The 21,910-nt window shown below is 64.5% G+C and carries 16 protein-coding genes, 1 tRNA gene, 1 pseudogene and 1 riboswitch; of the genes and pseudogenes, 10 read left to right on the top strand and 8 right to left on the bottom strand.

Going from position 1 to position 21,910, the window contains the following annotated elements:
* Positions 1-57 precede the first annotated feature (57 nt).
* The 4 genes from nagZ to DFP89_RS09310 all read right to left on the bottom strand — a co-directional run bounded on the left by nagZ (position 58) and on the right by DFP89_RS09310 (position 5,999).
* Positions 58-1,044 carry a beta-N-acetylhexosaminidase gene (gene nagZ, locus DFP89_RS09325; protein ID WP_114349117.1) on the bottom strand — a complete coding sequence of 329 codons (987 nt, stop codon included), beginning with the start codon at positions 1,042-1,044 and terminating at the stop codon, positions 58-60.
* Positions 1,041-2,171, bottom strand: a complete 1,131-nt coding sequence (locus DFP89_RS09320; protein WP_114349116.1) for an SPOR domain-containing protein — start codon at positions 2,169-2,171, stop codon at positions 1,041-1,043. Before DFP89_RS09320 ends, nagZ begins: the two co-directional genes overlap by 4 nt.
* A gap of 70 nt (positions 2,172-2,241) precedes the next feature.
* Positions 2,242-3,987, bottom strand: a complete 1,746-nt coding sequence (gene argS / locus DFP89_RS09315; protein WP_114349173.1) for an arginine--tRNA ligase — start codon at positions 3,985-3,987, stop codon at positions 2,242-2,244.
* Positions 3,988-4,073: 86 nt separating this feature from the next.
* Positions 4,074-5,999, bottom strand: coding sequence for a cation:proton antiporter (locus DFP89_RS09310; protein WP_114349115.1), 1,926 nt, complete (start codon positions 5,997-5,999; stop codon positions 4,074-4,076).
* A gap of 274 nt (positions 6,000-6,273) precedes the next feature.
* Between DFP89_RS09310 and DFP89_RS09305 the strand changes: the two are divergent.
* From DFP89_RS09305 to metK, 3 genes and pseudogenes are all read left to right on the top strand, one after another.
* Positions 6,274-7,926, top strand: a pseudogene (locus DFP89_RS09305) (DEAD/DEAH box helicase); the annotation flags it as partial.
* A 386-nt stretch (positions 7,927-8,312) separates the two neighbouring features.
* The gene (lnt, locus tag DFP89_RS09300; RefSeq protein ID WP_114349113.1) at positions 8,313-9,866 is read left to right on the top strand and encodes an apolipoprotein N-acyltransferase; all 1,554 of its coding nucleotides are present in this window, start codon (positions 8,313-8,315) and stop codon (positions 9,864-9,866) included.
* Between the two features lie 15 nt (positions 9,867-9,881).
* Positions 9,882-9,930, top strand: a riboswitch (SAM-SAH riboswitch).
* Between the two features lie 5 nt (positions 9,931-9,935).
* Positions 9,936-11,102 carry a methionine adenosyltransferase gene (metK, locus tag DFP89_RS09295; protein ID WP_114349112.1) on the top strand — a complete coding sequence of 389 codons (1,167 nt, stop codon included), beginning with the start codon at positions 9,936-9,938 and terminating at the stop codon, positions 11,100-11,102.
* Positions 11,103-11,296: 194 nt separating this feature from the next.
* Here metK and DFP89_RS09290 read toward each other — a convergent pair whose 3' ends face one another.
* Positions 11,297-11,923 (bottom strand): J domain-containing protein, encoded by a 627-nt coding sequence (locus tag DFP89_RS09290; protein WP_114349111.1) that lies wholly within the window; start codon positions 11,921-11,923, stop codon positions 11,297-11,299.
* Between the two features lie 70 nt (positions 11,924-11,993).
* Between DFP89_RS09290 and DFP89_RS09285 the strand changes: the two genes are divergently transcribed.
* The 4 genes from DFP89_RS09285 to DFP89_RS09270 all read left to right on the top strand — a co-directional run bounded on the left by DFP89_RS09285 (position 11,994) and on the right by DFP89_RS09270 (position 15,274).
* Positions 11,994-12,248, top strand: coding sequence for a BolA family protein (locus DFP89_RS09285; protein WP_114349110.1), 255 nt, complete (start codon positions 11,994-11,996; stop codon positions 12,246-12,248).
* A gap of 74 nt (positions 12,249-12,322) precedes the next feature.
* Positions 12,323-13,288, top strand: a complete 966-nt coding sequence (gene glpX / locus DFP89_RS09280; RefSeq protein ID WP_114349109.1) for a class II fructose-bisphosphatase — start codon at positions 12,323-12,325, stop codon at positions 13,286-13,288.
* Positions 13,289-13,335: 47 nt separating this feature from the next.
* Positions 13,336-15,078 (top strand): single-stranded-DNA-specific exonuclease RecJ, encoded by a 1,743-nt coding sequence (recJ, locus tag DFP89_RS09275; protein ID WP_114349108.1) that lies wholly within the window; start codon positions 13,336-13,338, stop codon positions 15,076-15,078.
* Between the two features lie 121 nt (positions 15,079-15,199).
* Positions 15,200-15,274 (top strand) — tRNA-Glu (locus tag DFP89_RS09270).
* An 89-nt stretch (positions 15,275-15,363) separates the two neighbouring features.
* Here the strand turns inward: DFP89_RS09270 and DFP89_RS09265 are convergent.
* Entirely contained in the window at positions 15,364-16,434 is a 1,071-nt protein-coding gene (locus tag DFP89_RS09265) for a tyrosine-type recombinase/integrase (protein ID WP_245948634.1), read from the bottom strand.
* Between the two features lie 263 nt (positions 16,435-16,697).
* Positions 16,698-17,267 carry a hypothetical protein gene (locus tag DFP89_RS09255; RefSeq protein ID WP_114349107.1) on the bottom strand — a complete coding sequence of 190 codons (570 nt, stop codon included), beginning with the start codon at positions 17,265-17,267 and terminating at the stop codon, positions 16,698-16,700.
* Positions 17,268-17,574: 307 nt separating this feature from the next.
* On the opposite strand from DFP89_RS09255, the gene dcm reads away from it, so the two are divergent.
* From dcm to DFP89_RS09240, 3 genes are read left to right on the top strand one after another with little or no spacing between them, the layout of a single operon-like run.
* Positions 17,575-18,849 (top strand): DNA (cytosine-5-)-methyltransferase, encoded by a 1,275-nt coding sequence (gene dcm, locus DFP89_RS09250; RefSeq protein WP_114349106.1) that lies wholly within the window; start codon positions 17,575-17,577, stop codon positions 18,847-18,849.
* Positions 18,850-18,877: 28 nt separating this feature from the next.
* The gene (locus DFP89_RS09245) at positions 18,878-19,309 is read left to right on the top strand and encodes a very short patch repair endonuclease (protein ID WP_342770941.1); all 432 of its coding nucleotides are present in this window, start codon (positions 18,878-18,880) and stop codon (positions 19,307-19,309) included.
* Positions 19,296-20,531 carry a type II restriction endonuclease gene (locus tag DFP89_RS09240; protein WP_114349104.1) on the top strand — a complete coding sequence of 412 codons (1,236 nt, stop codon included), beginning with the start codon at positions 19,296-19,298 and terminating at the stop codon, positions 20,529-20,531. Before DFP89_RS09245 ends, DFP89_RS09240 begins: the two co-directional genes overlap by 14 nt.
* Here DFP89_RS09240 and DFP89_RS20130 read toward each other — a convergent pair.
* A complete protein-coding gene (locus DFP89_RS20130) occupies positions 20,528-21,907 on the bottom strand; it encodes a hypothetical protein (RefSeq protein WP_147273301.1) in 1,380 nt (459 codons plus the stop codon). The genes DFP89_RS09240 and DFP89_RS20130 overlap by 4 nt on opposite strands.
* Positions 21,908-21,910 lie beyond the last annotated feature (3 nt).

Below are 21,910 nucleotides of genomic sequence, written 5' to 3'. Positions count from 1 at the left end.
GAGGGGTGGGCGGAAAGCCCGCGCAGAATCGGCCAGACGCCCGGCATAGTCAACAGATCAGGCCGCCAGCCCGCCCAAGGCGGTCAATTCGGCCCGCAGCGCCCCGGCATCGGCCAGTTGCGGTTGATGACGCAAGGCCAGCGCGGCCTCGGCGCGTTCCGTCGCGCGCACGGTCATGCTGCCGCTGGCGGCGACGATGTTGTCCATCTGGGCAAGGGTCTCGTTGCAGGACAGGACCAGATCGCAGCCGGCGGCGATGATCGCCCCGGCGCGTTCGGCCATGGTCCCGCTCAGCGCCTGCATGCCGATATCGTCCGACATCAGCAGCCCTTCAAAGCCCAGATCGCGGCGGATCAGATCGATCACCGGGCGCGAGGCCGTGGCCGGCGCGTCGTCAATGGCGGTAAAACGGATATGCGCGGTCATCGCCATCGGCAGATCGGCCAGCGCGCGGAAGGGCGCGAAATCACTGGCCATCAGCTCGTCCAGGGTCGCGTCCACGACCGGCAGGTCCTTGTGGCTGTCCACGCGCGCCCGACCGTGCCCCGGCATGTGCTTGACGACGGGCAGAACGCCCGCCGCCAGCATGGCATTGGCGGCGATACGGCCCAGCCGGGTCACGGTATCGGGGTCCGAGCCAAGGCAGCGATTGCGCAGAAAGGGATGCGTGTCGTCGCGGGCGATATCCAGAACCGGGGCGCAATCGGCGTCGATGCCCATGTCGCGCAGCTCTTGCGCCAGCAGGTGATGATGCAGCCAGATGGCGCGGTCGCCATTCGCGGCCTGATCCAGCGGCGCCGGCCAGTCGGTCCAATGCGGCGCGCGCATGCGCTGGACGCGGCCGCCCTCCTGGTCGATCAGCACCGGGGCGTCGCGGCCCACGGCATCGCGCAGATCGGCGGTCAGGCGGCGCAGGCGCTCGGGCGTGTCGATATTGCGGCCAAACAGGATGAAGCCCCAAGGATCGGCCGAGCGGAAGAAATCCCGCTCGGCCGCCGTCAGGTCGGGGCCGGCAATGCCGCCCAGAATCGTCGCGCCGGTCATTTTGCCGTCGCGGGAATGCAGTCGATGCCCTCGGCGATCAGCGCCGCGCAGAAGCGCCGCGCATCGTCCTTGGAGGCAAAGCCCGAGGCGCGCAGCCGCCAGAAGGCGCGGCCGTTGGTCTCGTGTTTCTGGATCACCATGCCCTTGCCCGAGAAGAGCGCACCGAACTTGCCCGAGACACGGTTCCATTCGCCCTTGGCCAGCTTGTCACTGTCAAAAGCGCCGATCTGGACCAGCGTCGAGCCGGAGGCGACACGCACCGGCGGGGCCTCTTCGGGGGCGGTTTCCGGGGCAGCGGCGGGGCGGCTTTCCGCAGCAGCGGGGGCGGCCGCGGCCGGTGCGACGGCGACAGCGGCGACCATGCGACGCGGACGCGGTGCCGGACGGGACGATTGCGCGACAAGGCCCGGCGGCACGGTCACCACCGCCTCGGCCAGCGCGGTATTGATCGCGACCTCGCGGGCCTCGTTGCCGGCCAGATCGGTCACGACCTCGTTCACGGCGGCCTCGGCCGCAGGCGCGTCCGAGATAGGGGCGCTGGCGACGGTATCAGGGGGAAGCGGCTCACCATCGGGGCGGGCGATGACGCGGGCGGCATCGTCCAGCAGCGGCAATTCGACCGGATGCGAGGGTTCCTGAGCGGTCGCGCCCAGCTCGCCCATGGCGACGTCCTGACCCTCCAGCGCCGTCGGCTGCGGCGCGATGGCGACGCGATCGACGGAGGCGGCCTCAGAGCCAGCGGCGACGGAGTTCACCGCCATGCCGGTGCGGTCGGTCAGCTCGCCGCCGGGATTGTCGGGCGCGGTGCGGGCCTCGCCCTCGACGGCGCGGATGACGGGCACGCCCGAGACATCGCGCACGACCAGCTTGAAGCCCCAGACGGCAAGGATGACAATCAACCCGACCGAGACCAGCGCGCCAACATAATGCGTCAGCCGCGTCAGCCGTCCCAGAAGCGAGGGCGCCTCGGCGACCGCCTCGGCATAGGCGTGATGGCGATGGTCGTCCCATCCGTCATCCTGCCAATGCTCGTCATGACCCTGATGGCCATGGGGATAGTCCTGCGCCAGCCGTTGCGGCTGCGACCCTTCAAACCCGCCCGAGGAGCGGAAATCTACTACCGTCATTCCTGCCTGCCTGCCGGTTGATCCGACGCTGCTCGTTTATCTGCTCGATCCCCGGCAGGGCACGCCTTTGTCAGCGCATTTCTTTGGCCGGAGTCACCCCCAAGATACCAAGACCGGCTGAAATGACAACGCCAACGGACCGTGCCAGCGCGATTTTCGCCGCCGTCGTGGCAGGATCGCCATCCTGCACGAAACGCAGCGAGGTCTCGTCATTGCCGCGGTTCCACAGCGAATGCAGGTCGGACGCGGTATCGTAAAGGAAAAACGCGATCCGGTGCGGCTCATGCGCACGCGCGGCGATTTCGACGATGCGTGGCCATTCTGCAACTTTCCGGGCCAGTTCCAGCTCAGCCGAATGGTCCAGACGCGAGAGATCCGCCCCCGCCAGCGCCGCATCAGAGGTGTCAACACCCATCTCGGCGGCCTTTTTCAGCACCGAATTCACCCGCGCGCTAGCATATTGCACATACCAGACCGGGTTGTCCTTGGACTGTTCCAGAACCTTGTCAAAGTCGAAATCCAGCGCCGCATCGTTCTTGCGCGTCAGCATGTGAAAACGCGTCACGTCCGCGCCGGCTTGCTCGACCACGTCGCGCAGGGTGACGAAGGTGCCGGCGCGCTTGGACATCTTGAAGGGCTCGCCGTTCTTGAAAAGCTTGACCAGTTGGATCAGCTTGATGTCCAGCGGCACGCGGCCATTCGAGAGTGCCGCGACCGCGGCATTCATGCGCTTGACGTAACCGCCATGGTCGGCGCCGAAGACGTCGATCAACTCGTCAAAGCCGCGATCGATCTTGTCCCAGTGATAGGCGATGTCGGGCGCGAAATAGGTCCATGCGCCATCCGATTTCTGGATCGGCCGGTCCACATCGTCGCCATGCGCGGTCGAGCGGAACAGCGTCTGTTCGCGCGCCTCCCAATCCTCGGGCAGCTTGCCCTTGGGCGGTTCCAGCGTGCCGCGATAGATCAGGCCGGCGCTGCGCAGCCGGTCGATGGCAGCCTCGATCCGGCCGGTGCCGTAAAGCGCCTTTTCACTGGAGTAGACGTTCATTTCGACGCCCAGCATTGCCAGATCCTCGCGGATCATGGCCATCATCGCCTCGGTGGCGAAATCGCGGATCTCGACCAGCCATTCGGATTCGGGCTTGTCGATCAGGCTGGTGCCGTATTTCGCCTTCAGCGCCTCGCCCACTGGGATCAGGTAGTCGCCGGGATAAAGCCCCTCGGCGATCTCGGGATCAAGGCCGTTTGCCTCGCGGTAGCGTTCATAGGCCGAGCGTGCCAGCACATCGACCTGCGCGCCGCCGTCATTGATGTAATATTCGCGCGTCACGTCATTGCCGGCGAATGCCAGCAGGCTGGCCAGCGCATCGCCAAAGATCGCGCCCCGGGTATGGCCGACATGCATCGGGCCGGTCGGGTTGGCCGAGACGAATTCGACATTGACCTTGCGTCCCTTGCCCATGTCAGAGCGACCGTAATCGGCGCCCTCGGTCAGCGCGGCGCGGATGACGCTTTGCCATTCGGCGGCGGCAAGGCGCAGGTTCAGAAAGCCCGGTCCCGCCACCTCGGCCGAGGTGATGCGCGGGTCGGTGGCCAGCCGCGCGGCCAGCGCCTCGGCGATGTCGCGGGGCTTCTTGCCGGCGGGCTTGGCCAGCACCATGGCCGCATTGGTCGCCATGTCGCCATGCGCCGGATCGCGCGGCGGCTCGACCGTCACCGCGGCGGTATCAAGACCGGCGGGCAGTTCCCCCGCCTGTTCCATCTGGGCAAGCGCGTCGATGACCAGCGCGCGGATATCCGAAAAGAGGTTCATGGCTTCCATCCGTAAGATCGTCCGGGGATAGCCCTTGCCATGAGGGAACGTCAACCGGGACGGATGCGGCACCGGGGGGGGCAGGTTCAGTGCCCGGGCCGCCTGCCCTTCTCTTCTGCCTCGGCCTCGGCATCGGCATCGCGAAGGATGCGGGCCTCGACGCGGGCGATCTCGCGGGCGCGATGGCTCAGCTCGGCCTCGTGGCGGATCTTCTCGACCGTCTCGGGCGGGATCATCGACACGATCCGGGTGCCGGGCCGGCCGTCGATGCGCGCTGGATCGCGGATGAATTGCAGCCTGCCGCGATTGATGACGACCAGCGGGATCACCTCGGGCCGGGCCTCGCGCCAGTCTTGCAAGGTGTATTCCTCGGTCAGGCGGGTGGTGCGAAAGATCCAGCCCTCGGCGATCAGGTCCAGATATTGCTCAAGCGTGCGGTTGCCGTTGATGTGCTGGCCGCCGAGCTGCTTGGGCAGGGCGTGGCGGGCGATCTCCTCCTTGTGGCGGGCCAGTTGCCAGATCGCGTCGCGGCCCAGTTCCGGCGCCAGATCGGTGGCCACCAGCGTGTTATAGGCGTCGTTGTCCGAGGCCGCGAGCAGGGTCGTATAGGCGATGAACTCGATGCTGTCCTCGGCCGCCTCGGACAGGATGTCGCCGTGGAAATAGGGCACGCCCACGGCGCGCGCGGTCAGAAGATGGGCGCGGTTCGGATCGGCGATCAGCACATTGACCCCGGCCTTTTCCAGCGCCTGCGCGAGGCCGGTGGCAAAGACCGAGCCACCCAGGATGACCAGCCCCGGACGCTCGCCCGCCGTCAGCTGCAGGGCGCGGGCGATGGGGGCCAGCGTGAAGCCGTTCAGCACCACCGTCGCCAGCACCAGCACGAAGGCCAAGGGCACCATCATCACCCCATCCTCGATCCCGTCCGATACCAGCCGCGCCGCGAAGACCCCCGAGACCGCGACCAGCACCACGCCGCGCGGTCCGGTCAGCGCGATCAGCAGCTTCTCCTGCCACGGCAGACCGGTGCCCGCCAGCGACAGCATCACCGTCAGCGGCCGCACCACCAGCATCACCACCAGCACGAAGGCCAGCGCCCGCCAGTCCAGCATTTGCAGCGTATGGAACTCGACCCCCGCCGCCAGCAGGATGAACACGCCCGAGACCAGCAGGATCGTGGCGCTTTCCTTGAAGCGATAGATCTCGGCATAGCTGGGCAGCTTCGCATTCGCGATCACGATGCCCATCACCGTCACCGACAGCAGGCCGCTTTCCGGCAGGACCATGTCGGCGCCCGCAAAGACCATGATCACGGTCACGAACAGGACCGGAACCTTCATGTATTCGGGCACCAGATTGTGGCGGAAGGCAGCGACGATGCCATGGCCGCCCGCCAGTCCCAGAAGGCTGGCGAAGACCACGCCCTTGACCAGCACCCAGGCCGCGACGCTGCCATCCATATGCGCATGGCGCACCAGAACCACCAGCACGGCAAAGACCGCCGCCAGCGCGCCAAGCGCGTCGTTGACGATGGCCTCCCAATGCAGGGCCTGCGCCGGGCGGGTCTGTAGCCGCGCCTGACGCAAAAGCGGCGCGATCACCGTCGGGCCAGTCACGATCATGATGCCGCCAAAGACGATCGAGGTCTCCCAGCTCAGCCCCGCGACCCAGTTCAGTGCCAGCGCCGAGAGCACCCAGCCCAGTGGCGCGCCCAGCAGAACCAGCCGCTTGACGACCGGGCGGGCATCCCCGAGGCGGTGAAAGTCCAGCGTCAGCCCGCCTTCGAACAGGATCACCGCCACCGCCAGCGAGATCATCGGGTGCAACAGCTCGCCGATGTCGCGCTCGGGGACAAAGATGCCGGTGACGGGCCCGAGAATCAGCCCCGCGACCAGCATCAGCACGATTCCCGGCATGCGGAACCGCCAGGCCAGCCATTGCGCACCCACGCCCGCGATGCCCACGATGGCAAAGGCCTCGATCGGGTTCAGCGCCCCTGCTTCAGACACCATTCGCGCCCCCATGCTCGCATCACCCAGCCATCCGACTCAACACCGCCGGGACCTCCGCCGTTCCCTTGGACCGGACAGACTTGTCGGAAATCCTGCATCAGATTGACGCAGGCGGGATTTTCCGCTAGTCCCCGCCTGTCTGCAATCCGGCAGACGACACAGGGGCGTGCGGAAATTGCGTCCCGAACCGCCGAGGTTTTCCGGGTTCCGGCACGACGGCGATGGACGCAAGAACGGCGCGGGTCAGTCCCGCGCATTGATACGAAAGCCCCCTATGACCAAATTTTCCGATCTGAAGCTTGACCCCAAGGTCCTGAAAGCCGTCTCCGAAGCCGGCTATGAAAACCCGACGCCGATCCAGGCCGGGGCGATTCCCCCCGCATTGGAAGGGCGCGACGTCCTTGGCATCGCCCAGACCGGCACCGGCAAGACCGCAAGCTTCACGCTGCCCATGATCACGCTGCTGGGCCGTGGCCGGGCGCGGGCGCGGATGCCGCGTTCGCTGGTCCTGTGCCCGACGCGCGAACTGGCGGCGCAGGTCGCGGAAAACTTCGACACCTATGCCAAGCATACCCGCCTGACCAAGGCGCTGCTGATCGGCGGCGTCAGCTTTGGCGAACAGGACAAGCTGATCGACCGCGGCGTCGACGTGCTGATCGCCACCCCGGGCCGGCTGCTCGATCATTTCGAGCGCGGCAAGCTTTTGCTGACCGGCGTGCAGATCATGGTCGTCGATGAGGCGGACCGGATGCTCGACATGGGCTTCATCCCCGATATCGAGCGCATCTTCCAGCTGACGCCCTTTACCCGCCAGACGCTGTTCTTCAGCGCCACCATGGCCCCGGAAATCGAGCGCATCACCGACACCTTCCTGCATTCGCCCGAGCGGATCGAGGTCGCGCGCCAGGCCACCACCAGCGAGACGATCACCCAGAAGCTGGTCGAGATCACCCCTACCCGCCGCGACCAGTCCGCCAAGCAAAAGCGCGAGCTGCTGCGCGCCCTGATCCGCGCCGAGGGCGAAGGGCTGAAAAACGCCATCATCTTCTGCAACCGCAAGACCGATGTGGATATCGTCGCCAAGTCGCTGAAAGCGCATGGTTTTGACGCGGCCCCCATCCATGGCGATCTGGATCAGCGCCATCGCATGGCGACGCTGGACGAATTCCGCGAGGGCAAGCTGCGCCTGCTGGTCGCCTCGGACGTGGCGGCGCGCGGTCTGGACATTCCGGCCGTGAGCCATGTCATCAATTTCGATCTGCCCAGCCATGCCGAGGATTACGTCCACCGCATCGGCCGCACCGGCCGCGCCGGGCGCGAGGGCACGGCGATCTCGATCGGGACGCCGGCGGACGAGAAATACCTGACCGCCATCGAATCGCTGGTCAAGCAGACCCTGCCCCGGGTCGAACTGCCCGAAGGCTTCACGCTGTCCGCCGCCGCGCAAGAGGCGCCGCGCGCACCCCGCGAGAACGGCCGCCGTGGCGGGCGGGATCGCGACCGGGATCGGGGCGAGCGTGGCGAGCGTGGCGAGCGTGACCGCAGCCGCCGTGGCCGCCGCGACGACAGCGAACAGCGCCCCGCGACGGACGAGACCAAGACGGAAGCCCGCGCCGAATCCCCGGATCGCCGCAATGATCAGCCCGAGCGCCGCCGCGACCGCGAGGATCAGCGCCCGGACCGCCGCGAGGACCGCAATGACGCGCGGCGTGAGGATCGGCGCGATGATCGCCGCGAGGAGCGTCGGGGCGATCGCCGTGACGATCGTCGTGATGATCGGCGGGGCGACCGCCATCAGGTGATGGGCATGGGCGATCATCTGCCCGAATTCATGACCCGCAGCTTCCGTCCCTCCTTCGTGGAGCCGGCCGAAGAAAAGCCCGCTGCTGCAGCGGCCGAAAAACCCGCCGCAGTGGCGCCCGAGGCCATCGCGACTCCGATCGAGACCGCCGTGCCGGTCGAAGCTTCAGGCGTGGTTGAAGCCGTCGAGCCGGCTGCCGAGGCGCAACCCGCCAAGGAAAAGCCCGCTCGCAAGCGCAAGCCCCGGACGACCAAGGCCAAGGCCGACGCGACCGAGACCCCCGTCGAGGCAGCAGGGACCCCCGCTGAAGCCCAGCCGCAGGCCGAGGCCGCGACCGAGGATGCCGCCGCACCGGCCGAAAAGCCCAAGCGCAAGGCGGCAAAGGCACCAGCCAAGCCGCGCGCCCCGCGCAAGACCAAGGCCAAGGCTGACGCTGCCGCTGCGGATGCCCCCGCAGCCGAGGCAGTCGCCGCCGCGCCGACCGAAACGCCCGCCGAATCCTGAGCCGACCGATGGCCGCTCTGGCCCGGCTTTCCACGCCTCCCCGGTCAGGGCGCCCTGCCCTGATCGCCCTTCTGGCCGATACCGGTCTGGGCGCGCTGGCGGCCTTGGGCCAGGCCCCCTGGGATCTGTGGTATCTGAGTGTCACCGCGCTGGCGCTGATCTTGTACCGGATGGCCCGGGCATCAGGCCCACGCGCCGCCGCATGGCATGGCTTTGCCGCAGGGCTTGGGCATTTCGCGCTGGCCATGTTCTGGATCATTGAGCCCTTCTTCGTCGAGCCCGAGGTTTACGGCTGGATGGCCCCGTTTGCGCTGGGTCTGATGGCCGCTGGCGGGGCGCTGTTCTGGACCGTGCCCGCATGGCTGGCCGCGCGCCTGATGCCCGGCTTTCCCCGGCAAGGGCTGGGCTTTGCCGCGCTGATCGTGGTTTCGGACTGGCTGCGCGGCTGGATCTTCACCGGCCTGCCATGGGCGCTGACAGGCCATATCTGGATCGACACCCCCGCCGGGCAACTGGCGGCGGGACTGGGGGCCATCGGCCTTTCCGCCCTGACCATGCTTGCCGCCGCCCTGCCGCTGGCCTTCTGGCGCGTGGCGCAACCGGCGTGGCGGGCGGCCCTGCCCGGCACGATCCTCGCGGCCCTTCTTATCGCCGCCGTCTGGACCGGCGGCATGGCGCGGCTTGCGCAGCCCCTGCCCGCCGATACCGGCCTGCATCTGCGGCTGGTCCAGCCCAATGCCGCGCAAGCGCTGAAATGGGACCCCTATTGGTCCGAGGTGTTCTTCCGCCGGCTGCTTGACCTGTCGGCCGCCCCCGACCCCGGCCGCCCCCCCCCCGATGCGGTGATCTGGCCGGAAACGGCGGTGAACTTCCTGCTGGAGCAATCGGGTACCGCCGCACAGGATATCTCCGCCTTTGCCGGCGCCCCGGTCATCCTTGGCATCCAGCGCTCCGAGGGCAGCCGTTACTTCAACAGCCTGACCGAGTTCTCGGCCCTCGGCATCGGCCCGGTCTATGACAAGTTCCACCTCGTCCCCTTTGGCGAATACACGCCATGGGGCGACGTGATGGCGCGCTTTGGCATCCGCGCCTTTGCCGCCCAGCACGGCTTTGGCTATTCGCCCGGCCCCGCCGCGCAGGTGATGCAGTTCGAAGGCCTGCCTCCGGTGCAGCCGCTGATCTGTTACGAGGCGGTCTTCTCGCGTCACCTGATCGCGGGCGCCGAGCGTCCCGGTTGGCTGTTGCAGGTCACCAATGATGCCTGGTTCGGCAAGCTTTCGGGGCCATGGCAGCATCTGGCGCAGGCGCGGCTGCGCGCCATCGAATCCGGCCTGCCGCTGATGCGGGCGGCCAATACCGGCATCTCTGCGGTGATCGATGCGCGGGGCCAGTTGCGGGCAACGCTGGGTCTGGATCTTGCCGGACGGATCGACGCGGTGCTGCCCGCCGCGCTACCGCCGACGCCCTGGTCCCGCTGGGGCGACTGGCCTGTGCTGGCGCTGATCGGCCTTGGTCTTTTTCTTGCGCGGCAACGTCGCAGGTTGACGCCGGGCGCCGGCTGATCTAACGCGGGCCGTCGACCGTCACAACGGCTTCCTGGCGTGGCGGCGTAGATTCAATGGAGCATTCCCATGGCCAGACAGAACTATGTATTTACCTCGGAATCCGTGTCCGAGGGGCATCCCGACAAATTGTGCGATCAGATTTCCGATGCGGTGCTGGATGCGCTGCTGGCCGAGGACCCTGCCGCCCGCGTCGCCTGCGAGACCTTTGCCACCACCGGCACCGTCGTCATCGGCGGCGAGATCGGCCTGAGCAACAAGGCCAAGCTGGGCGAATATATGGGCCGGATCGGCCAGATCGCCCGCGATACCATCCGCGACATCGGCTATGAGCAGGAAAAGTTCCACTGGAACACCTGCCACGTCCATAACTATCTGCACGAACAATCCGCCCATATCAGCCAGGGCGTCGACCGCGACGGCGCGGGCGATCAGGGGATCATGTTCGGCTATGCCGTGAACGAGACGCCCGAGCTGATGCCCGCCCCGATCCAGTATTCGCAGGCGATCCTGCGCCGGCTGGCCGAGGCGCGCAAATCCGGCGCCGAGCCGACCCTTGGCCCCGACGCGAAATCCCAGCTGAGCATCCGCTATGAGGACGGCAAGCCGGTCGAGATCACCAGCCTTGTCATCTCGCATCAGCACCATGACATCGCGCAGACCTCGGACGATATCCGGGCCATCGTCGAACCCTATATCCGCGAGGTCCTGCCGGCCGGCTGGCTGACCGACAAGACCGAATGGTGGGTGAACCCGACCGGGACCTTCGTGATCGGCGGTCCCGATGGCGATGCCGGCCTGACCGGGCGCAAGATCATCGTCGACACCTATGGCGGCGCGGCACCGCATGGCGGCGGCGCCTTCTCGGGCAAGGATCCGACCAAGGTCGACCGTTCGGCCGCCTATGCCGCGCGCTATCTGGCCAAGAACGTGGTCGCCGCCGGTCTGGCCGAGCGCTGCGTGATCCAGCTGAGCTATGCGATTGGCGTAGCCAAGCCGCTGTCGATCTATGCCGACACCTTCGGTACCGGCACCGTCCCCGAGGCCGAGATCGAGCGCGCCATCGCCCGCGCCATGGACCTGACCCCGCGCGGCATCCGCGAGCATCTGGACCTGTGCCGGCCGATCTATCGCCGCACCGCGGCCTATGGCCATTTCGGCCGCGCCCCCGAGGCCGATGGCGGCTTCTCGTGGGAGCGCACCGACCTGACCGAGGCGCTCAAGCGCGAGTTGTGATCGCCTGATCGGGAAGTGGGGGCTTTGCCCCCGCGCGTTCCGCGCTCCCCCAGGATATTTCGACATGAAAGAAGAAAGGGCCGAGGGTGCGAACCTTTGGCCCTTTCTTCTTTCATGAACAAATATCCTGCGGGGGAAGCCGCTCGGTCGCCAGACCGAGGGGCGGCGGGGGCGCAAAGCCCCCGTCTTTCGTCTCAATCCTTGAAGCTGCGACTATCCTTGATCTGGTCCCAGGCCCAGACCACCTCTTGCAGGCGATCTTCGTCCGAGCGGTCGCCACCGTTCATGTCGGGGTGAAGGTCCTTGACCAGAGATTTGTATTGCTTGCGAATCTCGGCACGGGTCCAGCTGTCCTTGGCCTCGAGGATTTCAAGCGCCTTGCGTTCGGTCGGCGGCAGCTTGCGCGTGCTGCGGTTGCGGACCTCGGGGTTGGTGCCGTTCGCGCCGAGGATCTCCAGCGGGTCGTCGATGCCGTGGCGCGCCCATTTCTGTTCCTGCGCGGCACGGCCAAAGGGCTTGGTCGGGCGTTCCCAGACGGTTGCATTGTCCAGAAACTCCTGAAACTCGGCCTCGGACTGGCCCTGAAAATAGTTCCAGTTGGCGTTGTACTCGCGCACATGGTCCTTGCAGAACCAGAAGTAGTCGTCGAGGTTGCGCGGATTCTTGGGGGCGCGGTACTGGCCGGGCTCGTTGCAGCCCTCTTTGTCGCAGCGCCGCGTCGAGGTCTCGAAGGCGCCGGACATGCCGCGTCGGCCCTTGGCCCGGCGCTTCTTGTCCGAGGCCGCGGAAATGTCGAATCCGAACGGGTCGCTATTGCTCATCTGCCTGCCTTGTCCTGATCGGGATAGGCAGTTTAGGCTATTTCGCAGGACATGAAAGGGGGGCACACGAATGATTGCCGATGAAATGCGTGAAAAACTGACCGGGCTCGCGCCGTCCCAGCTTGAGATCATCGACGAGAGCGAGAGCCATCGCGGCCATGGCGGCTGGCGCGAGGGCGGAGAGACGCATTTCCGGATCCGCATGAGCAGCCCGCGCTTTGAGGGCCTGAACCGCGTCGCCCGCCACCGGCTGGTGCACCAGACGCTGGGCGATATCGTGCCGCGCATCCATGCCCTTGCGCTTGAGCTCAGCGAAAGCCGTTAGCGCCGTCAGGCTTGCCGCAACCCCCGGCGCCGCGTAGAAGCCAATCTGACCCGAGAACACAAGGATATTGTCGCATGACCTCGCCCAAGGATTTCAACGACCGCATGCTGTCTCTGGGCCTCGCGCGGGTCAGCGAAGCCGCCGCCCATGCGTCAGCCCTGCTGATCGGCCGCGGCGATGAAAAGGCCGCCGATCAGGCCGCCGTCAACGCCATGCGCGAGCAGCTGAACCTTCTGGACATCAAGGGCGTCGTCGTCATCGGCGAGGGTGAGCGCGACGAGGCACCGATGCTTTACATCGGCGAAGAAGTCGGCACCGGCCAGGGCCCCGAGGTCGATATCGCGCTGGACCCGCTGGAAGGCACGACGCTGACCGCCAAGGACATGCCCAACGCCCTGACCGTCATCGCCATGGCCCCGCGCGGCACGCTGCTGCATGCGCCCGACGTCTATATGGACAAGCTGGCCATCGGGCCGAACTATCCCAAGGACGTGGTCAGCCTTGACATGACGCCGTCCGAGCGGGTGCGGGCGCTGGCCAAGGCGCGCGGCGTCAAGGAAAGCGACATCACCGTCTGCGTGCTGGAACGCCCCCGGCACGAGGATCTGGTGGCCGAAATCCGCTCGACCGGCGCCGCGATCCGCCTGATCACCGATGGCGACGTCGCCGGCGTCATCCATTGCGCCGAGGCCGAACTGACCGGCATCGACATGTATATGGGCTCGGGCGGCGCCCCCGAGGGCGTGCTGGCCGCCAGCGCGCTGAAATGCATGGGCGGGCAGATGTGGGGCAAGCTGTTGTTCCGCAACGATGACGAACGCGGCCGCGCCAAAAAGGCCGGCATCACCGATCTGGACCGCATCTATTCCCGCGACGAGCTGGTCACCGCCGACGTGATCTTTGCCGCGACCGGCGTCACCAACGGCTCGATCGTGGCCGGCGTCAAGCGCGAGCCGCATTACCTGCAAACCGAGACCATCCTGATGCGTTCGAAAACCGGCTCGGTGCGGCGCATGATCTATCGCAACCCGGTGAAGTAAACCGGCACAGGCTTGAACAGCGGGCGGTCATGGGGGATGAAGCCCTCATGACCGCCTTTCTTTCCGTCGAATCCTCCCTGACCGGCCGGCTGTGGCGCGGCCCCGACGCCGCCCTTGAGCGTGCTGCCGAGGCCCTCGCGCAGGAGAGCCGCCTGCCCCTGCCCGTGGCCCGGATCCTTGCCGCGCGCGGCGTGCCCGCGCATGAGGCGCCGGGCTTTCTTGACCCCAAGCTGCGCGACCTGCTGCCCGATCCGCTGAGCCTGCGCGACATGGCTGCGGCCGCCACCCGCATCACCGACGCTGCACGCGCCGGACAGCGCATCGCCATTTTTGCCGATTACGATGTGGATGGCGGCGCCTCGGCCGCGCTGCTGATCGACTGGCTGCGCCAGCAGGGGCGCGAGGCGACGCTTTATATCCCCGACCGCATCGACGAAGGCTATGGCCCCAACGCCCCCGCCATCGCCGCGCTGGCGCAAGAGCATGAGCTGATCATCTGCGTCGATTGCGGCACGCTCAGCCACGAGGCGCTGGCCGCCGCCGCGCCCCGCGACGTGATCGTGCTGGACCACCATCAGGGCGGCGAGACCCTGCCTCCGGCGCTGGCGGTGGTGAACCCCAACCGCGCCGATGAAGATGGTGCGCTGGGGCATCTTTGCGCGGCGGGCGTGGTCTTTCTGACGCTGGTGCAGTGCAACCGCATCCTGCGCGAGGGCGGGCAGTCCCAGCCCGACCTGATCGGCCTGCTGGATCTGGTGGCGCTGGCGACGGTTGCCGATGTGGCGCCGCTGATCGGCGTCAACCGCGCCTTTGTCCGGCAGGGACTTGCCATCATGGCCCGGCGCCAGCGACCGGGTCTGGTGGCGCTGTCGGATGTGGCGCGGCTTGATTCGGCGCCCAACGCTTTTCATCTGGGCTTTCTGCTGGGGCCGCGCATCAATGCCGGCGGGCGCGTGGGACGCGCCGATTTGGGGGCGCAATGCCTGTCCTGCACGGATGCCACGCGGGCCGCGAAATATGCCGCCGAACTGGACGAGCTGAACCGCGACCGCCGCGCCATCGAGGCCGCCGTCCGCGAAGAAGCCCTGGCGCAAGTCGAATCGCGCGAGCCCGGTCTGGTCGCCTGGGCCGCGGGTGACGGCTGGCATCCCGGCGTCGTCGGCATTGTCGCCGCCCGCGTCAAAGAGGCGACCGGCCTGCCCTCGGTGGTGATCGGAATCGAAGGGGGAATCGGCAAGGGCTCGGCCCGCTCGGTGCCCGGCGTCGATCTGGGCCGCGCCATCCAGCGCCTTGCCGCCGAGGGGTTACTGCTGAAGGGTGGCGGCCATGCCATGGCGGCCGGCCTGACCATCGAGGAAGCAAAGATCCCCGAGGCCATGGCGCGGCTGTCGCAATTGCTGGCGCGCGAGATGGCCGAGCGCTCTGGCGCGGGCGAGCTGCGCATTTCGGGGCTGATGGACCCGGCGGGGGCCACGGTCGAGCTGATGCAGATGCTGGAACGCGCCGGCCCCTTCGGACAGGCCGCCCCTGCCCCCAGATTCGCCTTTGCCGACCAGCTGATCGACAGCGCCGGAACCATGGGCGACAGCCATCTGCGCCTGCGCTTCCGCAGCCCCGGCAGCCCGGTGCTTGAAGCCGTGGCCTGGGGCGCGATGTCCGGCCCGCTTGGTCCGGCGCTGCTGGGCGCCAAGGGCCGCCGCTTCCATCTGGCCGGCAAGCTTGAGCTTTCGCAATGGGGCGGGCGTGAGCGCGTGCGGCTGCGTCTGGACGATGCCGCACCGGTGATCTGAGGGATTTTAGCGAGGCGTGGAAAAACTTTATCGCAAGATGATTTTTCCGCTTGCAGCCCCCCGATAGCTGGCCTAAACACCGCTCCACGCCGCAGGGCACAGCCTAGCGGAAACAGAAAGTGGCCCGTTCGTCTATCGGTTAGGACGTCAGGTTTTCAACCTGAAAAGAGGGGTTCGACTCCCCTACGGGCTGCCACTTCAAATTTTTTCCAAACAAAATCAGCAGCCTAGCAGTCGGTTTTGTCCCACCGCGTCAAGCGGGGGTCAAAAGTGGGACACTTTCGTTCAGCTTTTAGTCCCGGTCAGCTTTGCCAGCGCGGACTCCGCGCGAAGTTTTTGCGATGCAGCCTTAGTGTATCTCGTAACCTCCTTGCTTGTCTGGTGGCCGGTGATAGCCATGATCTCAAATTCGGTGCAGCCCAGTTCCGCCAGCCGCGATGCGGCAGCCTTCCGCAGCCCGTGAGTCGAGCAATCAGATAACCCGGCCTTGTCGCACCATTCCCGCATCCGGTTGCCGAATCCGGCAGCCGTGAAGGGCTTGCCGTATGCCGTCGCCAGAAAGGCCAGATCGCCCGTTGGGGATGCGTCAAGGATGCGTTGCAGTTCCGGGATGATCGGCAGTTCCAGCCTGACAGGCCGGTTCTCGCGCCCCTTGAACTGCGTAAAGGTCAACCAGCCGCCGCGGACGTGTTGCTTGCCGAACTGCACCAGATCGGAACGCCGTTGCCCGGTGTAGAGCGCCAGCGCCAAGGCGAGCCGGGCGGTTGTGCCGACAGGGTGAACCTTCTCGAACTTCTCGATCTCTTCCAGGGTCCAGCTATGATAGCCGTCGCCCTTGGATTTGAGCGGTTCCACGCCCGCAGCCGGGTTCGCGGCCAAATGCTCGTAAAGCACCGCGAACTTGAACACCTGCTTGAGCGCCTTCAACATCGTGTTGGCTGCCTCTGGCGTTGCCACCAGTGCATCCCGACGCATCCGCAGATGCTTGGGTTGCAGTTGATCGAACGGCAATTCCCCATCCGGGACGGTCTTGCCCTTGGGGACATTGTTGCAGAACCGTTCCAGCGTTGCGCGCCGGTCCTTCTGCGTCTTGGCCCCAAGTTGCTTGAACATCCCCGACGCGGTGTATTGGGCCACCAGCCAACGCATAGTGCCCTTCTGGATCGTGCCGGGAACGGTCTTCGGTTCGCCCTTTTTCTTGGGCGGTGCTTTCAGCGCGGCTTGATACTCGCGCCAGAAGTCAGGCGAGCCTAGCAGCCCGTGCAGGCGGATTTTCCGACCGTCTTTGCGCAGGTAAACGCGGACGTTTCCATGCCGGTCGGTATCTTCCACCACATATTTGATTCTCACTTTCATACAACTCTCCATGGGGTCAGTCCCATGGGTTCGCATTGTCGGTCGACACGTCGCTACCGGGCAAGCAGTCAATTGCAGCGTCCAGCGCCCGCACGTCCCACAGGACGCGCCCGTAGACCTTTTTCGGGCCGGGCATAAAACCGTCGCCCATCATGCGGTCAAATGTAGTCGGGGACACCCCGGCATAGGCAGCCGCTTCCGGGCGCGACAGAAGCCGCGCGACGGGAAGAGGCAAGGCCTTATGACGTGCAGTCGTGCCCAAGTTAAAACTTGCCCACGACTGGCACGATCTTTTCGAATAGTGCAGTCAGGTCGATAGAAACTATAGTTGCCGACCGAGCGCGTCCGAACAGGCGGTCGACATCTACCGAAGTCTCTCTTGGAGAAACATAGCGCGCAGCTATGCCCGCATCGCTCATGTATCCTGAGCGTTGCAGCGTCAGCTTCAACGTCCATTGTTCGCCGGATGCAACCCCTCGCACGGCGGTCGATAAACCGCCTTGATAGATGTATCCCCCGCCGCCTTCGATCCGCGCCGAGTCCGGCTGCTCGCCAATTGGATTGTAACGTTCTGCCTTCCTCAATACTTCGGTTGCGATCTTCATATCCATGGAAAGGCTAAGAAATTCGCACAGGATCGCGGCACGGTAGACTTCCGACTTCGGGAAATGCAGCGTTCCACGCCCGTCCACTTCGCGTCCGTGTTTCAAGTGTCCTTTTTTGGCGAGATAGCGAACGCGATGTTGAAGGTTGTCTCGATCGTCCGTTGCGAACTCCAGCGCATCAGCCAGGACCTCTCCAATCCTAGAGGCGGAAAACTGATCTTCGGCCATTTCTGATTCCTGAACGTAAGGTCGTGTCAAGCACATGTCTAGCACATGTGCTTGAGTATATCAAGCACATGTGCTCAATTCCGCTAACGGAACTCGGGACACCGTGCCCTGCACGCCCGGTTCGTAGCTAGAGACGCGAAAGACCAGCAAGCCATTGCGCCAAACCGTCAGTGCGAATGAGGCAAGAGGTGGGTAATCGGTTGTTTACCTTTAAGCGGCAGTCTCAGTCGGAAATTCCTCTTTTGTTCTTGCTTCTGTGTGTCGAATGCAGCAAGGATGACAAAAATCGACCCAGAGGGACCGCCATATGCTTGATGAACCCCGTTCCGACTTCTCCCGTCTGCGTGAGCGCGCAGGCTTGTCCGTAGAGGCCCTGGCCCCGCTCACCGGCTATTCCCCGGCGACCCTCTACCGTTGGGAGCGGGGCGAGGCTACGCCAAGGCAAGCCGCGCTCGTGGTGCTGGAAGACCTCGTGAACAAGCGAGGAGCGACCGAACCCGAGAAGCCTGCCTTCCGTTTCATTGACCTGTTCGCGGGGATCGGCGGGATTCGCCGAGGGTTTGAGCCTTTGGGCGGCAAGTGCGTCTTTACCTCTGAGTGGGACCGCTTTGCCCAGACCACCTATGCGGCGAACTTCCCCCATGACGATCACGAGATTTCGGGGGACATAACCAAGACCGAGGCCAAGGACATTCCCGAACATGATCTGCTGCTTGCGGGCTTCCCATGCCAGCCTTTCAGCATCGCAGGCGTGAGCAAGAAGAATGCGCTGGGCCGTGCCCACGGCTTTGCGGACGAGACTCAGGGAACGCTTTTCTTCGATGTTGCCCGGATCATTGCGGAACACCGCCCGAAGGCGTTCCTGCTAGAGAACGTGAAGAACCTTGTGAATCACGACAAGGGGCGCACATTCGAGGTGATCATGCGGACGCTGCGCGACCTGGGCTATCATGTGCCGACGCCGCGCGTGATCAACGCCAAGGGCTATGTGCCCCAGCATCGGGAGCGCATCCTGATTGCGGGGTTCCGTGAGGAGTGCGATTTCTCCTTTGACGATCTGGACGTGCCTTCCCCCCTGAACGGGCCGAAACTCGGGACGATCCTGCACCCGGAGGACGGTTCCGAGAAATCACCCGACAAGCATTACACCGATGCCAGCGGCAAGGTGAGCGACAAATACACCCTGACCGATCACCTCTGGCAGTATCTGCAAGACTACGCGGCCAAGCATCGTGCTGCCGGGAACGGCTTCGGCTTCGGGCTTGTGGGAAAGGGAGACGCGGCGCGCACCCTGTCGGCGCGGTATTACAAGGATGGATCGGAAATCCTGATTGACCGGGGCGAAGGACGGAACCCGCGCCGCCTGACCCCAAGGGAGTGCGCCCGCCTGATGGGATTCGACAAACCCGGCGAGTCCAGTTTCATCATCCCGGTTTCCGACACGCAGGCATACAAGCAATTCGGGAATTCGGTAGCGGTTCCGGTAATCGAGGCCGTGGCCCGCCACATGCTGCCTTACATCGCGGCGGAGGCGGCACAAGACCAAGAGCACCTGCAAAGGCGGTTGCCCCTCATTGGCTGACGTAGTGGACGCCGCGACCCGTTCGCGGATGATGGCAGGAATACGAGGGAAGGACACGCGGCCCGAAATGATCCTGAGACGGGGCCTCCATGCCCGGGGCTTCCGTTACAGGTTGCACGACCGGCGCTTGCCAGGTTCGCCCGATCTGGTGTTCCCCGGACGCCGCACTGTTATCTTCGTTCACGGGTGCTTCTGGCACGGGCACGGCTGCCACATGTTCCGGCTGCCCGCCACGCGGCGTGAATTCTGGGAAGCGAAGATAGGAAGCAACCGCGCCCGGGACGAAGCTGCCGAGGCCGCTCTTCTGGCCGATGGGTGGCGGGTGCTGACGATCTGGGAATGCGCCCTCAAGGGCCGGGAGCGACTGCCTGTGGACGAGGTGCTTGACCGTGCGGTGGATTGGCTGACCAATGGCCCGATAAAGGAAACGATTGCGGGAGGGGCGAATGGCAGTCTCTGATTTCACGGATTGGCTCGGGGTTTTCTGTGCGCCCGGAATCGCTCTTTTCGTGAAGCGCCTTTCGGGCAATGACACCCTCGCCAACGGCGCGCATCAGGCAGGCCCCTACATCCCGAAGGATTTCCTCTTCCGCATCTTCCCGATGATCAACCGGACGGACGAGAAGAATCCCGATCACCGCTTCGAACTTGCCGTCGACTCCCACATGGATGCCCGGGAAGTGCGGGTGATCTATTACAATTCGAAGCGCCACGAGGGCAAACCGAATGGACGCGACGAAACCCGGCTGACCAACTTCGGGGGCAGTGCATCGGCGCTGTTGGACCCGGAAAGCACGGGCGCGCTTGCGGTCTTCGCATTTCCGTTGGACGAGAACGGCACCGCCACAAGCTGCCACGTCTGGGTATGCCGCCATGAGACCGAGGAAGATATTGCAGAGGAGCGGTTCGGGCCAATCGAGCCGGGGCGCTTTCTTATGTGGTCCCCCGCACAACCCGGGCTGTTTCCGCCCTATGCCGCCGGACGCGCGAGTTGCTGGCTTGAACCCGCTGAGATTCCACCTGCGTGGCTGACGCAGTTCCCGACCGGGGTAGAGATCGTGCGCAAGACAGTAGAACTTCGCCCTGAGCATGGCACCCCGCCCGACAAGCGACTTCTGCGCCGCCGGGAGTGCGAGTTTGAAATCTTTCGCAGCGTGGAAGAGGCAACAGAGCTTCCCGCGATCATGGCGGGCTTCGCCACCCTCGACGGCTTCATTTCCCGGGCACAAACCATCCTCCAACGGCGCAAGGCGCGCTCAGGGCGCTCACTGGAACTGCATACCCGGGAAATCCTGATCGAGGAGCGGTTCCGGGAAGGTGCGGATTTCGAGCACGGGCCGCAATCGGAACCGGGGAAACGACCGGACTTCCTGTTCCCTTCGCAGGCGGCGTATCGTGATCCAAATTTCCCTGCCGCCCGCCTTCGGATGCTGGCCACCAAGACCACCTGCCGTGACCGCTGGCGGCAAGTGTTGAATGAGGCAGACCGGATTCCGGTGAAACACCTCCTGACCTTGCAAGAGGGCGTTTCCGAGGCGCAGTTCCGGGAAATGACACAGGCGAAGGTGCAGCTTGTGGTGCCTGAACCACTGATCGGCAAGTTTCCTGCAAGCATCCGGGCCGATATTCAGACGCTTGAAAGCTTCATGGGTGATCTGCGTTTACTCGCAGTCGCTTCTTAGTCGTCTGGACTCATGGTGAGAATTCCGGGCCTCGATATGTGCCGAGCAAATTCTTGGGTAAGCTTTGATGTCAACTCTTCTCTCAGCCGATAGGCCGCTTTCCAACCCGCCACTTGGGCGCGCGTCGCACTGAATGTGCAATTCAAGAAAACAGATAGCTTTCCAGGAACCAATCTTTCACCAACAAGTATAGCTGGCGTCTTCCACTCCAACCCTGACTTGGAACTCTTTCTAGCATGTAGCTTAGCGTTATTTGCTTTTGAACCGTCAACATTGTCGAACGGCCACTCAAGCCCTAGAAGGTAAAGGAGCGGCCCATCCTTCGGTTGTGCCTGATCACAAGACGCGCCGATCTGTATCAGTCTAAGTGAGCATTTCGACCAATCCTCTTTGTGCATCCCGAAAACGGTATCAAGGCATAGTTTTTCAACAGTAAGGTCAAATAGATAGAGTAGGGCTTGAGTTTCATTTTCAAAAGGAAAGGCGACTACCGCTCCCAAGTCACTGGGTAGTATTGGCGCGCTGCTAGGAGACGATGCCCTTGAAACGTGGATGGCGGTGTTGATTGCGGCTTGAACCCGAACTGCGGCGAACTTGTCCTTATGGGGCACGAGAGCGGATTTCCAAGAGTCTCCCGCGTCGCCTTGTGGATCATGCTCCGTAACTCTGTCCGCGAGGATGGGAACCAGCACATGATTTATCGCGTCTCGCGGGTTCTCCTCCGCACGATCTATTCCCGCTCCGGCCTGTGCCAATCTATAAAGCACATTCCCGAGTTCAGTCCCAAAATCGTCGGATGAACGCTTTTCGAAGGACACAAGATCAACGATAGATCGGAGAACGGCACCAGCGGCGACGGCAACATCAGTCTCCCAGCTAAGGAGAGCTTTCATCTGCGGGCTTCGCGACATCCTTTCTTGAATATCAGCCTGAAGCTTTTCAGGCTCCTTTATCGTTCCGTCATTGGTGTCGATGTAGTCACCCTTTTGAAGTGCTGCGAAGAAGACTGGCAGGTAGCGAGCATCATCACCGGTGAAGCGTTCAAAGAGGTTGGCTTTTAGGGCATCCAGATCGGGTTCTTCGGCCCAGAGCACTAGTCCATATGGACCGCTGTCCGGACAAATGACACGTGTGATAACATCTTGGATTGCCGTGAACGCCACCTTGTTGTCCGCCGTCCCGAACGTGGCCCCGGTCACTAGGTTTTGGTCAAGAAAGAGAATTCGAGTCCCAGGCAAAGGTTGCCAATCACCAACAGCCTCGTCGTCATAGAGTTTTGAGTGGCAGTCCAGTCGGAGGGTGTCCAGCGTCTGCTTTATCCCATTTAGATGGTGTTCTTTGTCATCTACGACAACAAATCTTGAATGCAAAAACATCGT

Source organism: Paracoccus lutimaris (assembly GCF_003337565.1).
In the GTDB taxonomy this organism is placed as follows: domain Bacteria; phylum Pseudomonadota; class Alphaproteobacteria; order Rhodobacterales; family Rhodobacteraceae; genus Paracoccus; species Paracoccus lutimaris.
This window is presented reverse-complemented; position numbering and strand designations above follow the sequence as displayed.

Excerpts from the sequence above, each read along its gene's own strand:
- nagZ (WP_114349117.1), bottom strand. The coding sequence starts at position 1,044 with ATGACCGGCGCGACGATTCTGGGCGGCATTGCCGGCCCCGACCTGACG.
- DFP89_RS09320 (WP_114349116.1), bottom strand. The coding sequence starts at position 2,171 with ATGACGGTAGTAGATTTCCGCTCCTCGGGCGGGTTTGAAGGGTCGCAG.
- argS (WP_114349173.1), bottom strand. The coding sequence starts at position 3,987 with ATGAACCTCTTTTCGGATATCCGCGCGCTGGTCATCGACGCGCTTGCC.
- DFP89_RS09310 (WP_114349115.1), bottom strand. The coding sequence starts at position 5,999 with ATGGTGTCTGAAGCAGGGGCGCTGAACCCGATCGAGGCCTTTGCCATC.
- lnt (WP_114349113.1), top strand. The coding sequence starts at position 8,313 with ATGGCCGCTCTGGCCCGGCTTTCCACGCCTCCCCGGTCAGGGCGCCCT.
- metK (WP_114349112.1), top strand. The coding sequence starts at position 9,936 with ATGGCCAGACAGAACTATGTATTTACCTCGGAATCCGTGTCCGAGGGG.
- DFP89_RS09290 (WP_114349111.1), bottom strand. The coding sequence starts at position 11,923 with ATGAGCAATAGCGACCCGTTCGGATTCGACATTTCCGCGGCCTCGGAC.
- DFP89_RS09285 (WP_114349110.1), top strand. The coding sequence starts at position 11,994 with ATGATTGCCGATGAAATGCGTGAAAAACTGACCGGGCTCGCGCCGTCC.
- glpX (WP_114349109.1), top strand. The coding sequence starts at position 12,323 with ATGACCTCGCCCAAGGATTTCAACGACCGCATGCTGTCTCTGGGCCTC.
- recJ (WP_114349108.1), top strand. The coding sequence starts at position 13,336 with ATGACCGCCTTTCTTTCCGTCGAATCCTCCCTGACCGGCCGGCTGTGG.
- DFP89_RS09265 (WP_245948634.1), bottom strand. The coding sequence starts at position 16,434 with ATGAAAGTGAGAATCAAATATGTGGTGGAAGATACCGACCGGCATGGA.
- DFP89_RS09255 (WP_114349107.1), bottom strand. The coding sequence starts at position 17,267 with ATGGCCGAAGATCAGTTTTCCGCCTCTAGGATTGGAGAGGTCCTGGCT.
- dcm (WP_114349106.1), top strand. The coding sequence starts at position 17,575 with ATGCTTGATGAACCCCGTTCCGACTTCTCCCGTCTGCGTGAGCGCGCA.
- DFP89_RS09245 (WP_342770941.1), top strand. The coding sequence starts at position 18,878 with ATGATGGCAGGAATACGAGGGAAGGACACGCGGCCCGAAATGATCCTG.
- DFP89_RS09240 (WP_114349104.1), top strand. The coding sequence starts at position 19,296 with ATGGCAGTCTCTGATTTCACGGATTGGCTCGGGGTTTTCTGTGCGCCC.
- DFP89_RS20130 (WP_147273301.1), bottom strand. The coding sequence starts at position 21,907 with ATGTTTTTGCATTCAAGATTTGTTGTCGTAGATGACAAAGAACACCAT.